This is a genomic window from Paraburkholderia sp. EG304, assembly GCF_046543485.1.
Lineage (GTDB): Bacteria > Pseudomonadota > Gammaproteobacteria > Burkholderiales > Burkholderiaceae > Paraburkholderia > Paraburkholderia youngii.
Genome location: NZ_JBKGUA010000017.1, coordinates 112311 through 126054 on the forward strand (window position 1 = coordinate 112311; position 13744 = coordinate 126054).

At 65.0% G+C, this 13744-nt stretch carries 14 protein-coding genes; 9 read left to right on the forward strand and 5 right to left on the reverse strand.

The features are described from left to right. The first annotated feature begins 8 nt into the window (after window positions 1-8). The 5 genes from denD to ACLFKU_RS21215 all read left to right on the forward strand — a co-directional run bounded on the left by denD (window position 9) and on the right by ACLFKU_RS21215 (window position 5060). The gene (denD, locus tag ACLFKU_RS21195; RefSeq protein ID WP_410850353.1) at window positions 9-989 is read left to right on the forward strand and encodes a D-erythronate dehydrogenase; all 981 of its coding nucleotides are present in this window, start codon (window positions 9-11) and stop codon (window positions 987-989) included. A gap of 369 nt (window positions 990-1358) precedes the next feature. Continuing rightward, window positions 1359-2561, forward strand: coding sequence for a 3-oxoadipyl-CoA thiolase (pcaF, locus tag ACLFKU_RS21200; RefSeq protein ID WP_410850354.1), 1203 nt, complete (start codon window positions 1359-1361; stop codon window positions 2559-2561). Between the two features lie 257 nt (window positions 2562-2818). Next, window positions 2819-3397 carry a hypothetical protein gene (locus tag ACLFKU_RS21205; RefSeq protein ID WP_368585849.1) on the forward strand — a complete coding sequence of 193 codons (579 nt, stop codon included), beginning with the start codon at window positions 2819-2821 and terminating at the stop codon, window positions 3395-3397. A gap of 272 nt (window positions 3398-3669) precedes the next feature. Continuing rightward, a complete protein-coding gene (locus ACLFKU_RS21210; RefSeq protein WP_410850394.1) occupies window positions 3670-4617 on the forward strand; it encodes a hypothetical protein in 948 nt (315 codons plus the stop codon). Window positions 4618-4631: 14 nt separating this feature from the next. Then, the gene (locus ACLFKU_RS21215) at window positions 4632-5060 is read left to right on the forward strand and encodes a hypothetical protein (protein WP_410850355.1); all 429 of its coding nucleotides are present in this window, start codon (window positions 4632-4634) and stop codon (window positions 5058-5060) included. On the opposite strand, the gene ACLFKU_RS21220 is transcribed toward ACLFKU_RS21215, so the two are convergent. Both ACLFKU_RS21220 and ACLFKU_RS21225 read right to left on the reverse strand, forming a co-directional pair. Then, entirely contained in the window at window positions 5052-5549 is a 498-nt protein-coding gene (locus tag ACLFKU_RS21220; RefSeq protein WP_410850356.1) for a GNAT family N-acetyltransferase, read from the reverse strand. The two genes, ACLFKU_RS21215 and ACLFKU_RS21220, sit on opposite strands and share 9 nt — an antisense overlap. 13 nt (window positions 5550-5562) lie before the next feature. Then, window positions 5563-6771 (reverse strand): sensor histidine kinase, encoded by a 1209-nt coding sequence (locus ACLFKU_RS21225; protein WP_368585846.1) that lies wholly within the window; start codon window positions 6769-6771, stop codon window positions 5563-5565. A 218-nt stretch (window positions 6772-6989) separates the two neighbouring features. On the opposite strand from ACLFKU_RS21225, the gene ACLFKU_RS21230 reads away from it, so the two are divergent. After that, complete coding sequence (locus tag ACLFKU_RS21230) at window positions 6990-7349, forward strand: response regulator (protein ID WP_410850357.1); 360 nt, start codon at window positions 6990-6992, stop codon at window positions 7347-7349. Window positions 7350-7378: 29 nt separating this feature from the next. Here ACLFKU_RS21230 and ACLFKU_RS21235 read toward each other — a convergent pair whose 3' ends face one another. Further along, window positions 7379-8281 (reverse strand): LysR family transcriptional regulator, encoded by a 903-nt coding sequence (locus ACLFKU_RS21235; RefSeq protein ID WP_410850358.1) that lies wholly within the window; start codon window positions 8279-8281, stop codon window positions 7379-7381. A 107-nt stretch (window positions 8282-8388) separates the two neighbouring features. On the opposite strand from ACLFKU_RS21235, the gene ACLFKU_RS21240 reads away from it, so the two are divergent. Then, window positions 8389-9264 carry an aldo/keto reductase family oxidoreductase gene (locus tag ACLFKU_RS21240; protein ID WP_368585843.1) on the forward strand — a complete coding sequence of 292 codons (876 nt, stop codon included), beginning with the start codon at window positions 8389-8391 and terminating at the stop codon, window positions 9262-9264. Here the strand turns inward: ACLFKU_RS21240 and ACLFKU_RS21245 are convergent, their stop codons facing one another. Continuing rightward, window positions 9265-10173, reverse strand: a complete 909-nt coding sequence (locus ACLFKU_RS21245) for a LysR family transcriptional regulator (protein WP_368585842.1) — start codon at window positions 10171-10173, stop codon at window positions 9265-9267. A 70-nt stretch (window positions 10174-10243) separates the two neighbouring features. On the opposite strand from ACLFKU_RS21245, the gene ACLFKU_RS21250 reads away from it, so the two are divergent. Together ACLFKU_RS21250 and ACLFKU_RS21255 are read left to right on the forward strand one after the other, a co-directional pair. Then, complete coding sequence (locus tag ACLFKU_RS21250; RefSeq protein WP_410850359.1) at window positions 10244-11068, forward strand: NAD(P)H-dependent oxidoreductase; 825 nt, start codon at window positions 10244-10246, stop codon at window positions 11066-11068. Between the two features lie 156 nt (window positions 11069-11224). Further along, window positions 11225-12085: an alpha/beta hydrolase gene (locus ACLFKU_RS21255; protein WP_368585840.1), complete on the forward strand. Its 861-nt coding sequence runs from the start codon at window positions 11225-11227 to the stop codon at window positions 12083-12085. A 22-nt stretch (window positions 12086-12107) separates the two neighbouring features. On the opposite strand, the gene ACLFKU_RS21260 is transcribed toward ACLFKU_RS21255, so the two are convergent. Beyond that, a complete protein-coding gene (locus tag ACLFKU_RS21260; RefSeq protein ID WP_013091330.1) occupies window positions 12108-13400 on the reverse strand; it encodes an aspartate carbamoyltransferase in 1293 nt (430 codons plus the stop codon). Window positions 13401-13744: the final 344 nt, after the last annotated feature.

Sequence of the window (13744 nt, forward strand, 5' to 3'; positions counted from 1 at the left end):
ACGTAACCATGAAAGTACTGATCACCGGCGGCGCCGGTTTTCTCGGCCAGCGACTCGCGCGCGAACTGCTCGCACGCGGCGAGTTGAAAGATGCGCACGGCACACCGCAAGCGATTACCGGGCTGGTGCTGCTCGACGTCGTGCGCGCTCATGATTTCGGCGATGCGCGCGTGCATACCGAAGTCGGCGATATCGCAGAGCGCAGCGTGCTCGAACGCGTGATCGACGACCAAACCTCGGCGATCTTTCATCTGGCTGCGATCGTCAGCGGCCAGGCCGAGGCGGACTTCGATCTCGGTATGCGCATCAATCTCGATGCGTCGCGGCTGCTGCTCGAAGTCTGCCGACAGCGCGGGCATCAACCGCGCGTCGTGTTCACCAGCTCGGTTGCGGTCTACGGTGGCGATCTGCCCGCAGTCGTACAGGACGACACCGCGCTGAATCCGCAGTCGTCGTATGGCGCGCAGAAGGCGATCGCCGAGCTGCTGCTCAACGATTATTCGCGGCGCGGTTTCGTCGACGGCCGCGTGCTGCGACTGCCGACCATCAGCGTGCGGCCGGGGCGGCCGAATGCGGCGGCGTCGTCGTTTGCGAGCGGCATCATTCGCGAGCCGTTGAATGGCGAGGAGGCCGTGTGTCCGGTCGCCGGTTCGACGCGGCTGTGGCTGCTGTCGCCGCGCAAGGCGATCGACAGCCTGATCGCCGGCCTCGAACTCGATGGCGCCGCGCTCGGCAAGCAGCGCGTGCTGAATCTGCCGGGCCTGTCGGTCAGCGTCGACGAAATGATCGCGGCACTGCGCGAGGTCGCCGGCGAGGCGGTCGCGAGCCGCATCGTGCGGCAGCCGGACGAGCGCATCGAGAAGATCGTCGGCAGCTGGCCCGGCGCGTGGGATACATCGCGCGCCGAACGGCTCGGGCTCGCCGCCGAGCGCAACTTCGCGGATGTGATTCGCAGCTATATCGCCGACGAAGGAATCGAAGTTCGCTGAAGATCGCTCCCTCCGCGTATTCCCTGGTGTCGTTGGCACGGCTGCGGCCGTGCTTGACACGCTTTCGCGCCGACGCCTATTATCGAGCCTGTTTTGTTCGATATATGACCTTGTGTTCGTATATAGAACATAAGGGCGGGCAAGGAAGGCGCAACAGCCGTATCGGTCGTCACTCCCAAGCCCATCGTTCACGATCCTGCGCTAAGCTGCCTTGACGTATCGGCCGCCACACCGCTGCCGTTTTGCAGCTTCCCGCGCGCGGCCGTCGGCCCCCGGGGCCGATGCCTCGGCGCATCGAACCGGCGTCGTCGGTGCAAGGCCGGCCGCGGCGCGGCGCAGCGCACGCAGCATCTCAACTGGAGACATCCCATGACCGAAGCATTCCTGTGCGACGCGATTCGCACCCCCATTGGCCGCTATGCGGGTTCGCTGTCGTCGGTGCGCGCCGACGACCTGGGCGCGGTGCCGCTCAAGGCGCTGATGGAGCGCAACAAGAACGTCGACTGGACCGCGATCGACGACGTGATCTACGGCTGCGCGAACCAGGCCGGTGACGACAACCGCAACGTCGCGCGCATGTCGCTGCTGCTCGCCGGTTTGCCGAAGGACGTGCCGGGCTCGACCGTCAACCGTCTGTGCGGCTCGGGCATGGATGCGATCGGCATCGCCGCGCGCGCGATCAAGTCGGGCGAAGCCGCGCTGATGATCGCCGGCGGCGTCGAAAGCATGAGCCGCGCACCGTTCGTGATGCCCAAGGCGACCAGCGCGTTCTCGCGGCAAAACGAGGTCTACGACACGACGATCGGCTGGCGTTTCGTGAACCCGCTGATGAAGAAGCTGTACGGCGTCGACTCGATGCCGGAAACCGGCGAAAACGTCGCGACCGACTACAACATCAGCCGCGCCGACCAGGACGCGTTCGCGCTGCGCAGCCAGCAGAAGGCCGCGCGCGCGCAACGCGATGGCACGCTCGCGCAGGAAATCGTCGGCGTGACGATCGCGCAGAAGAAGGGCGATCCGATCACGGTCACGCAAGACGAGCATCCGCGCGAAACGAGCCTCGAAGCGCTCGCGAAGCTAAAGGGCGTCGTGCGTCCGGACGGCACGGTTACGGCCGGTAACGCGTCGGGCGTCAACGACGGCGCGGCCGCATTGCTGCTCGCCAACGAAGACACCGCGAAGCGCTTCGGCCTGACGCCGCGTGCCCGCGTGCTCGGCGTGGCGACGGCGGGCGTCGATCCGCGCGTGATGGGCATCGGCCCGGCGCCGGCCACGCAGAAGCTGCTCGCGCGTCTGGGCATGAAGATCGATCAGTTCGACGTGATCGAGCTGAACGAAGCGTTCGCCTCGCAGGGCATCGCGGTGCTGCGCGCGCTGGGCGTCGCCGACGACGATCCCCGCGTGAACCCGAACGGCGGCGCGATCGCGCTCGGCCACCCGCTCGGCATGAGCGGCGCGCGTCTGGTGACGACCGCGACGTATCAACTGCAACGCACGCAGGGCCGCTTCGCGCTGTGCACGATGTGTATCGGCGTCGGCCAGGGTATCGCGATCGCTATCGAGCGCGTGTGATGCAGGTGTAGCGCGACGCACATCGCGCGCGGTTTGCGATCCGTTCATGCAACAGCCCCATCGTTCCCGCGATGGGGCTGTTTGCTTTTGCGCGCGGCCTCGCGCGTACAATCGTTCGCGTCCTATCGTTTGCACTAGTTGTCCTGAAGATGTGGAGTTCATGGAGGCGGGCACGAACACTGCGTAGCGCGAAGTCATTGCGCGGCGCTCATCATGACCGTCACGCCGGATCGAAACCCTTGTCGAGGAGAACGCGAATGAAGACAACGACGATAGGCGCAGCGTTGATGCTGGCGGCTGCGGCCACGACCCCGCCGGCGCGCGCGCAGGACGACATGGCGAGCACCGCCCAGGCGGTGCTCAGCGCGGCGCAGCCGGTGCATATGACGGCGGAGATCGTCGGCATCGATGCGGGCAACCGCGCGCTGACGCTGAAGGGCTCGGGCGGCAACGTCGCGATCGTGCTCGTCAGTCAGCAGGTTGCTGGCTTCGATCAACTGAAGATCGGTGATCGCGTCGACGTGCTCTACAAGAATGCGCTGCTCACGAAGGCGGAAAAGGTCACCGGCGCGGGCAAGGGGATTCGCGAGCGAGCCGACAAGCAGAGCTATGCGCCGGCGTCGGGCGGTTACGAATCGGCGCGACAGACCGAGGTACTCGCGACCGTACTGAAGATCGATCATAAACAGCGCCTCGTGACGCTGCGCGGCGCCTATCAGACACAGACGTTCCAGGCCGCGCCCAACGTCGACCTGAGCGACGTGAAGGTCGGCGATACCTTGCATGCGGTGTTCGTGTCGGCAGCCGCCGTGCAGGTGACGCCAGTGGGCCACTGAGCCGCTGAGATCGCGGCCCATTTCAGCGGCCGGAAAGGTTTCGCAAACTATGTCGAGATATGTCGCGCCGCCCGACGAATGCCCGCAAAGCCTTGCCTGGCGGGCCCGAGTCGCGATGAAACAGCGCGACATATCTTCCCTGATGATTTCCCCGATGTGTCCTTCTATAGTCCGTTCGTCGCCACGCGGCAATCACGCAAGTGGCCCGAATCCAGCAAGGACATATCGTGAAGAATCGTTCATTCGCAGGTTCCGACAAGGTCCGCGCCAGCATGGCGCGAGGCGCGTTGCGCAGGGCGGTGCTCGGCGCGGCCGCGGCCGTGCTCGCACTCGGCAGCGCATCGGCGTTCGCCTGGTCGGGTCATGGCACCGCGTACACGTCGCGCGGCGTCTATAACGGCGCGCACTACGGCTCGTGCGGCGGCGGTAGCTGTTCGCATGCGGGCAGCATGGCTGGCCCCCATGGCGGCTTCGCGAGCAACACCGGCACGGTCACGCGCACGGCGCCCGGCCAGTTCTCGAACTCGGGTACCGCGACGGGCCGCTATGGCAACACGGTGCAGCACTCGGGCGACACCAGCTGCGCGGGCGGTACCTGCTCGCATACCGGCACGATGACGGGTCCCGACGGCAAAACGGCGACGACGTCTGGCGACGTGACGCGCACCGCGCCGGGCCAGTATTCGTCGTCGGGCTCGATCACCGGGTCGAACGGCAATACGGTCAATCATTCGGCGTCGACCAATTGCGCGGGTTCGACCTGCGCGCGCTCGGGCACGGTGACGGGGCCGGACAACAACAGCGTCTATCACTCGGGCACCGCGACGCGGGTCGCGCCCGGGGTCGTGACGACATCGACGAGCGTGACCGGCACGCAGGGTCACACGGTGACGTCGAGCGGTACGGTGGTCACAGGCGGCGTGGTGGTCGCAGGCGGGACCACGACGACGAGCGGTACGACCGTGGTCGTCGCGCCGAAGCCGGTGGTGGTCGCGCCGCCGCCTGCGCCGGTCGTCGTGCCGCCGCCGGTCGTGTACGTACCGCCGAAGCCCGTCGTGGTGACGCCGCCGCCGGCCTATGTTCCGCCGCCTCCGGTGGTGTACGTGCCGCCGCCGGCCGTCTACGTCGCGCCGCGTCCCGTGTACGTCGCGCCGCGGCCTGTCGTCTGGGTGCCGGGCCATTGGGTCGGGCGCGTGTGGGTGCCGGCGCATTGGGCCTGACGATGAGCGCGGCGATGCGAATCAGAACCCGCGTCGAGTCGTGGCGCTCACGTCGCGCAGCGCGGTGCGACGTCATGTGCGGCACGGCGGGCCAGCACCCACCATCTGATGAGGCGGCGCGTCGTTCGCGAGCGGCGGAAGGGTCCGCGTGGCGCGCGCTCCGCAAAACGGCCGCACTCGCGACGATCGTCGTGGCGACGTTTTCGGCAATCCACGCAGTCATCGACACCAGCGACGCCAACGACGACCGTCGCGCGAATCCCGCCGCCAGCGCGACGAGAGACTGTTCCGCGCGCTACGCCGCGTTGCTCGACCTGGCCGAACTCGCGCGGCGTGACGGCAAATCGTCCGAGATCGTCGTGCGTGGATTGAGAGAGCAGAACGGCGCGATGAGGGAGTGCCTATCCGCAGGCTGGGTCAGGCCGGCACCGCGATCACATTGAACGCGGCCGCGTCAGATCGCATTCCAGAAAAATCGCGCCGGGGATCGGATTGAACACGTAAGCGTCGATCGGCTCGAAATCCAGCGATGCGTAGAGCCCGAGTGCCGCTTGCATAGTGGGCAGCGTGTCGAGACGCATGCGGCGATAGCCCGCTTCTTTCGCGGCCGCCAGGATACGCGTGGCGAGTTGCCGCCCCACATGCAGCCCGCGTCCCGCCGGACGCACATACAGACGTTTCATTTCGCAGATGGTGTCGTCGATCGGACGCATTGCGACACAGCCGATGATATCGCCGGGATCGTCGCCCGAGCCGTTGCTCGCGAGCAGCACGCGGCCGCGTGGCGCTGCGAATTTGCCCGGCAGGCTGGCGAGTTCGTCGTCGAATTGCTGGAAGCAGAGATCGAAGCCGAGACTCTCCGCGTACTCGCGGAAGATGGTCCGTACGGCCTCGATCTGTTCGGGGAAGCGGGCAGTATGCAGATGGATCATGCGATGGGTCGGGTCATTGAACATGCAGCGGAAACCGGATCTCGAACGTGGTCCCCACGCCCTCGCGCGACGCAAACTCGATCTGTCCATCGAGCACGCGGCATAGCTCCTTGACGATCGCGAGCCCCAGACCCGTGCCAGGGATTTCCTCGCCGGCCGCGCGCTCGAACTCGTCGAACACGCGCTCCGCATCGGCGGGCGCGATGCCGACGCCGGTGTCGGACACGCGAATCGCCCAGTGTTCGGCGCCATGCATCGCGAACCGGAATTCGACTTGTCCCGACTTCGTGTACTTGATCGCGTTGGACAACAGATTGACCGCGATCTGCTTGAGCTTCAGCCGATTCGACGTGACGACGGGCAGCGCCGCGTCGAACTCGCTGCGCAGCGCAAGTCCTTTCGCGTCGATCGACGGCTGCATGGAAGCGATGAGTTCGTCGAAGAGTTCGCGCAAATCGACGTCTTCGAGCACGAGTGTCGCCGCGTCGCCGAGCACGACCGAGTACTCGACCATCTGGTCGACCAGTTGCTTCATGTCGGCGGCCTGACGGTTCGCGAGTGTCAGCGCGGCATCGGCTTGCGACGGCGCTCGCTCGATCAGTTGCAGCGCGACCGAAAACGCGTTGAGGAAATTGCGCAGATCGTGCGCGACGCTGCGTGTGATCTGCATGCGCGAATCATACAGATCGCCGACCAGCCGTTGCTTGAGCGTCAGTTCGTCATTCGCGCGTTCGAGCCGGCCCGTGTATTCGTCGATCTTGCGATCACGCTCGCCGACCACTTCCTTGATCGACGCATACCTGACCACGCTGAATGCTTCGGCGATCAGACGCCGCGCGCGGCTCTCGTGGCGGCGCGTGCAGGTCCGGTCGCGTTCGACGAATTCTTCGAGCGCTCCGACGAGCACCTGCTCGAAGAGGTCCAGTTCGCGCACCAGCTCTTCGATCCGGTAGCCCTGCTGCCAACGGACATTGCCGTGCTTCTTCGCGTCGCGCTCGATCGATGATTCGGCGCGTTCGAGATCTTCCGCATCGAGCGCCATGCACAGCTGGTCGAGGATTTCCGGCATATGGTCGACCAGCTGTTGATAGGTGAGCTTGTCCGCTTCGACGAGATCGGCGTCGATGGCGACGGCATGCATCCATTGCCGCGTCAGACGGCCCCGTTCCGCACGGATGAAGTTGGCGAAATTGCGCAGCGGGCTCACGCGTCGGTCGGTCATGATGGATACCGGAATGGAGTTTCTACAACATACAAACACGCGAACGGTTCCGAACGCCTCGGTTCGGCGCGGGCACCGCAGACCTGTTTGCGCCGGCAATCGGCCAGGCATCCGATGTGCGCCGGCAACCCGCGTCATTATCCGCGCAATTGCCGCGTGTGGAACACCTCTTGCGAGACTCTGGTCAGACAAGAAGCAAGTTTCGTCAGCAAACCATGATGTATTCGATATTGCTGGTGGACGACGAACCGGAAATTCTAGCCGCGTGGCGGCTGATTCTGGAAAGCGAAGGGTATGAGGTGAGTTGCGCGAGCAACGGCGCCGAAGCGCTCGCTTGTGTCGTCGCTCACGTTCCCGACCTGATTGTTACGGACTGGATGATGCCGATCATGGACGGCGCGGAGTTGTGCCGCCGTTTGAAATCGATGCCGTTATCGGTCGACGTACCGATTCTGGTCCATACCGCGGTGCCGCCCTCGGACAGCGAAGCGCAGTACTGCAGCGCATGTTTGCTGAAGCCGATCGGCGCGGATCTGTTTTTGAGCACGATCGCGCAACTCTGCACGCCACGCTGCTGATACGGCACGATCACCGTCGTGTGTTCAAATCAACCGCGTGTTGAGTCGGCCTTCAGAAAATCGACGAACGCGCGCAGCGGCGCGGGCACATGGCGATGGCCGGGATAGTACAGAAAAGGCCCTGAAAACCGCTGCCACCACGGTTCGAGAATCGCTTCGAGCGCGCCGCTGTCCAGATGCGGGCGCAGCATGTCTTCGAACAGGTGAACGATGCCGAGACCCGCGACCGCGCCGCTGACCGCGAGGTCTATCGCTGCGCCGGGCCGCACCAGCAGCGGTCCGGTCGGATTCAATTGCAGCAGCTCGCCGTCGCGCTCGAAGTACCAGGTCGGCATCGCGCCGCTCGCGAACTGGCCGCGCAGGCAGGCATGCGCGAGCAGTTCGCTGGGATGCTGCGGACGGCCGTGCGCGTCGAGATACGCGGGCGACGCGGCGGTCGCGAAGCGCTGCACGCGCGCGCCGATCGGCACCGCGATCATGTCCTGCTCGAGGCGTTCGTCGTAGCGAATGCCCGCATCGCAACCGATCGACAGCACATCGACGAAACCATCCTCGACCACCACCTCGACGCGAATATCCGGGTACTGCTTCAGAAAGCGCGCGAGCACGTCGGGCAGCACGATGCGCGCGACGCTCGATGGCACGTTGAGCTTCAGCGTGCCGGTCGGCTTGTCGCGAAAGCCGTTCAGCACGTCGAGCGCCGCTTCCATTTCGCCGAACAGCGGCGTCAGCTTCTCGATCAGACGCAGCCCGGCTTCGGTCGGCGCGACGCTGCGCGTGGTGCGGTTCAACAGGCGCAGCCCGAGTTTCGTTTCCAGGCGTCGCACCGCGACGCTCAGACTCGACGCCGACACACCGCTCACACGCGCCGCGTCGCGAAAGCCGCCGGCGCGCGAAACCGACACGAAGGCGGCCAGATCATTCAGTTCCATGACGATTGATTGTGCAGAATTTTGAACAACCCGTACACGTTAGACCGGTTTATTCAACAACGCAATTGCGGCGATACTGCCGCTCATCACTTCACAAGGAGATCGTGATGCCGAACTTCAGCTCCATCGACACTTTCGTGCTAGCCGGCCGCGCGGTGCGGCGCATGGGCTATGGCGCGATGCAGCTGGCCGGCCCCGGCGTGTTCGGGCCGCCGAAAGACCGCGCCGCGGCGCTCGCGGTGCTGCGCGAGGCCGTTGCCTTGGGCGTCGACCACATCGATACCAGCGATTTTTACGGGCCGCACGTGACCAACCAGGTGATCCGCGAGGCACTGCACCCGTATCCGCGCGATCTGACGATCGTCACGAAGGTCGGCGCGGTGCGCGACAGCGCCGGCGCATGGCTGCCGGCTCAGGAGCCCGCCGACCTCGAGCGCGCGGTGCACGACAATCTGCGCAACCTCGGCCTTGATGTGCTCGACGTAGTCAACCTGCGCGTGATGGGCAACGTGCACGAGCCGAGCGAGGGCTCGATCGAAAAGCAGGTCACGGCGCTCGCCGAGCTGCAGCAGCGCGGGCTCGTGCGGCATGTCGGCCTGAGCAACGTGACGGCCGCGCAGATTGCCGAAGCGCAGCGCATCACGAAGGTCGTGTGCGTGCAGAACCACTACAACCTCGTGCATCGCGACGACGATGCGTTGATCGATGCGCTCGCGGAGCAGGGCATTGCCTACGTGCCGTTCTTTCCGCTGGGTGGCTTTACGCCGATTCAATCGTCGGAGCTGTCGGAGCTTGCGCGCAAGCTCGAGGCGACGCCGATGCAGGTCGCGCTCGCCTGGCTGTTGCATCGGGCGCCTAACATTCTGCTGATTCCGGGCACGTCTTCGGTGGCACATCTGCGCGAAAATCTGCAGTCGGCGCAGCTGAAGCTCAGCGACGAAGTGCTCGATCAACTGGATGCGATCGGCGCCGAAAAGGGCTGATTACACCGACGCCGCAATAAACTCCCGCAACCATTGATGCGCGGGATCGCGATGCACACGCTCATGCCAAAGCATCGCCATCTCGTAGCCCGGCACCTCGACCGGCGGCTCGACCATCCGCAATGTGTCCGAGCCGCGCACGAGACGCGCGGGCAGCATCCCCACGAGATCGGTGCTGGCGAGCACCGACTGCATGAACAGAAAGTGCGGCACCGACAGCACGACCTTGCGCGCAAGCCCCAGCTTTGCGAGCGTCTCGTCGGTGACGCCGAAAAAGCCGCCGCCATCTGGCGATACGATCACGTGTTCGAGCTTGCAGAACTGCGCGAGCGTGGGTCGGCGCTTCAGCTTGGGATGACCCGCGCGGCCGACCAGTACGTAGCGCTCGGCAAACAGCACGCGACGGCGCAAGCCTTCGGGCGCGCCTTCGCTCGTATGGAAACCGATATCGATGTCGCCCTGTTCGGCCTGGCGAGCGAGCCTTGGCGGCACCGCCTCGACGATCGCGAGACGCGTGCCGGGCGCCGCAGCGCGCAAGCCTGCCAACATCGGCAGGATGATCGTCGACTCGGCGTAGTCCGTTGCGGCAATGCGCCAGGTTTGCGTCGCCGCGGCCGGATCGAACGGGCTGGTTGGCGCGACCGCGCGCTGCAGTGCGTCGAGCGCTTCGCGTAGCGGCTCGCGCAGTTGCTGCGCTTTCGCGGTGGGCCGCATGCCGCGCGGTCCGGGCAAGAGCAGCGGATCGCCGAATACGTCGCGCAGTTTCGCAAGATGCACGCTGACCGACGGCTGCGAGAAGTTCAGCCGTTCGGCGGCGCGGGTCACATTGTGCTCTTCCAGCAGCACATCGAGCGTGACCAGCAGGTTGAGGTCGAGTCTTCTGAGATTAACCACGGCAATACCTGACATATTCGGAATTCATTTCCAATATACCTCGGCGATGACTATCGTGACTGTTTTCAGCCACGAAGGTCCCATCATGAACGTTCTTATCATCTATGCGCATCCCGAACCGAGGTCGTTGAACGGTTCACTGAAGGATTTCGCTGTCCGTCATCTCGAACGCGCCGGCCATACGGTGCAGGTGTCCGATCTGTACGCGATGAACTGGAAAGCGTCGCTCGATGCGCACGACACCCGCGAGCGTCACAGCGCCGAGCGCTTCTTCGCGTCGCTCGAATCGAAGCATGCGTTCGAGAACGGCTTGCAGAGCGAGGACATCGCGCGCGAGCAGGACAAGCTGAAGTGGGCCGATGCGGTGATCCTGCAGTTTCCGCTGTGGTGGTTCTCGATGCCGGCGATCATGAAGGGCTGGGTGGAGCGCGTCTATGCGTACGGTCTCGCGTATGGCGTCGGCGAGCATTCCGATGCGCGCTGGGGCGAGCGTTACGGCGAAGGCCGTTTCGCGGGCAAGCGCGCGATGCTGGTCGTCACGACGGGCGGCTGGGAGTCGCACTACAGCGCGCGCGGCATCAACGGTCCGATCGACGACGTGCTGTTCCCGATCCAGCACGGCGTGCTGTACTACCCTGGCTTCGACGTGTTGCCGCCGTTCGTCGTCTACCGCACGAGCCGTATCGACGACGCGAAGTATGCGGAGATCAGCGCGGCGCTCGGGCGACGGCTCGACACGTTGTGGACGACCGCGCCGATCGCGTTCCGGCCGCAGAATGGCGGTGCATATGAGATACCGGCGCTCACATTGCGGGACGATCTGGCGCCGGGGCAGGTTGGGTTTTCCGTGCACGTCGAAGATGTCGGCGTAGCGTGCGCAACGCAAGCGAACGAAGCGGCTGAAGCCTGACTGGATCGTATGCTTCGCTGAAATATGGCTGTAAGTCGCCATTGCTAGAGTCGTCGACGGACACAGGCCGAGGCGCGCCGGGACGGTTTTGTTCCGGACGCCTGACGAAGGTATGCAGCCGGAAGCTAGCGGCAACGAGCGGAAGGGCGACCCACCATGAATCCAGTTCGTAGGTTCTGGCTCATTTTGATGCTGATCGCATCGCCGGCGTGGGCGTTCCAGGCGCGCGTCGTCACGATCCCGAGCGCGGCGATGCATCGTACGTTCGACGCCACCGTCGTGCTGCCCGATCAGTACGCGCGTGGCGACCAGGCCGCGCGCTTTCCGGTCGTCTATGTACTGCACGGCTCAGGCGGCGATTACACGGACTGGACCGCGAATTCGCATATCGGCAAGCTCGCCGATCGCTATCAGGTGATCCTCGTGATGCCCGACGGCGGCCGCGATAGCTGGTACATCGATAGTCCCGTCGATCCGCGCAGCCGCTATGAAACCTACGTGGGCACCGAAGTGGTTGGCTATATCGACGGCCATTTCCGCACCATCGCGACGAGGCAGGCACGCGCGATCACGGGCTTGAGCATGGGCGGATTCGGCGCGCTACGCATTGCGCTCGACATGCCCGACACGTTCGGCGCGGCGGGCAGCATCAGCGGTGCGGTGGACCCGCGCAGCAGCGAGGACGAGCCCGGCATCGCGCGGGTGTTCGGCGACCCGTCCCAACATGCGGACTTCTGGGATAGCGAGGCGATCGTCGCCAGCGCCGAGGATTTCGGCCGCGACCACATCGCCCTGACGATCGATTGCGGCGTGAACGACTCGCTCGTGCAATCGAACCGTCTGCTGCACGAGCGGCTCGTGGAACTCGGCGTGCCACACGATTACGCCGAGCGGCCTGGCGGCCATACATGGAAGTACTGGTCGAACGCGGTCAAATACCAGGTGCTGTTCTTTGCCGGCACGTTCAGGCAGGCGGCGCGCGAAATGCGTGACGCGCGCGCCGCGGCCGCGGCCTGAGGGGCGGACACAGCTGTCCGCGTCAATCGATTCCGTGAAACACCGCGTCGTCCGGGCCCAGGTAGACGGGCGGGCGCCACGTGGCATCGCGCATCGAATGCTGGACCTGTTTGTCGACGCCGAGCAGTACCGCGAAAATCGCCATCCGCACCGGAATGCCGTTGTCGGTCTGCCGGAAAATCGCGAGCCGTGAGTCGTGATTGAGGTCGGTGCTCAAATCGTTCGCGCCGGGCCGGCTGTCGCGCGGCAGCGGGTGCATGATCAGCGTGTCGGCGCCGCACATGCTATCGACGAGCGCCTGGTTGATCTGAAAGTCGGGCGTATAGCCTTCGAACGATTCGTCGGTGAAGCGCTCCTTCTGGATGCGCGTCGCATACACGACGTCCGCGCCGCGCAGACCGGTGCGCAGGTCATGCGTCTGTTCGATCACGTGACCGTTGCGCGAAATCTGCTCGATGATATAGCCCGGCATTTCGAGCATCGGCGGCGAAATCAGCGTGAACTTGATGCCGCGATACAGCGCCAGCAGCTTCACGAGCGAATGCACGGTACGTCCGTACTTGAGGTCGCCGACCAGCGCGATGTGTGCGCCGTCGACGATCTTGCCCAGGCGCGAGAACTCGCGCTGGATCGTGTATAGATCGAGCAGCGCCTGGCTCGGATGCTCGCCGGGACCGTCGCCGCCGTTGATCACCGGCACGTTGGTCGCGCGCGCGAATTCGGCCACGGACCCTTGCTCCGGGTGGCGGATCACCAGCGCGTCGACATAGCCGCTCATCACGCGGCTCGTGTCGTAGATCGATTCGCCTTTCGCCATCGACGAAAACGTGAAGCCGGTCGTGTCGCACACCGAGCCGCCGAGCCGGCAAAACGCCGCGCCGAAGCTCACGCGGGTGCGCGTGCTCGCCTCGAAGAACAGATTGCCGAGCACCGCGCCTTCGAGCACACGCGAGATTTTGCGGCGCCGCGCGATCGGCTGCATGATGTCGGCGACGCGAAACAGCGCCTCGACCGAGTCGCGCGAAAACTGATCGACCGACAGCAACTGCGGCTTGCCCTCGAACAGCATCTGGCTGGCGAGCGATTGCGAGTCTACGCTTTGCGTATATCCTTCGCCCGGCTCCGTATTGGCGACGATCTCCGACACGAAACGCTCGACGATTTCCGGCATCGCCCGCGATTCCTGCGAGTCGTCCGGCAGCAGCCACGTGTCCAGCGCCCGGCGTGACACGCCGATACGGTTAGCGAACGTATCGCGCGTCATATTCAGGCGACGCATCGCATCGCGTAGGAAGGCTTGTTGCGGAACGCTCATGAGGGCACCTGTCGCAAGTGTGGGGTCGGCGGGAGTCAGACAGCAAAACGCGTTGATGTACGCGGTGCGTATATTAGTTTCCGGCGCGTAGATGTCAAGCGTTTTCCTGCGCGAGTTGCTTCGTGAGGCGCCTGAGGCCCCGCGGCGCGGGTTTGGCGGTTACACTGCGGTTCATGCACTCCGGCCCTATGTTCCCGCTCCGTTCGTCGACCTTCGCCCGCGCCGCTCTCGCGGGCGCGGCGGTCGCACGTGAGAACGGCGTTTCGCGTAACGTCGGCGCCAAAGCCAAAAAACAGCCGCACATCTGACCGGAGCACGCTGTTCCGTCGTCAGATGTGCGACGG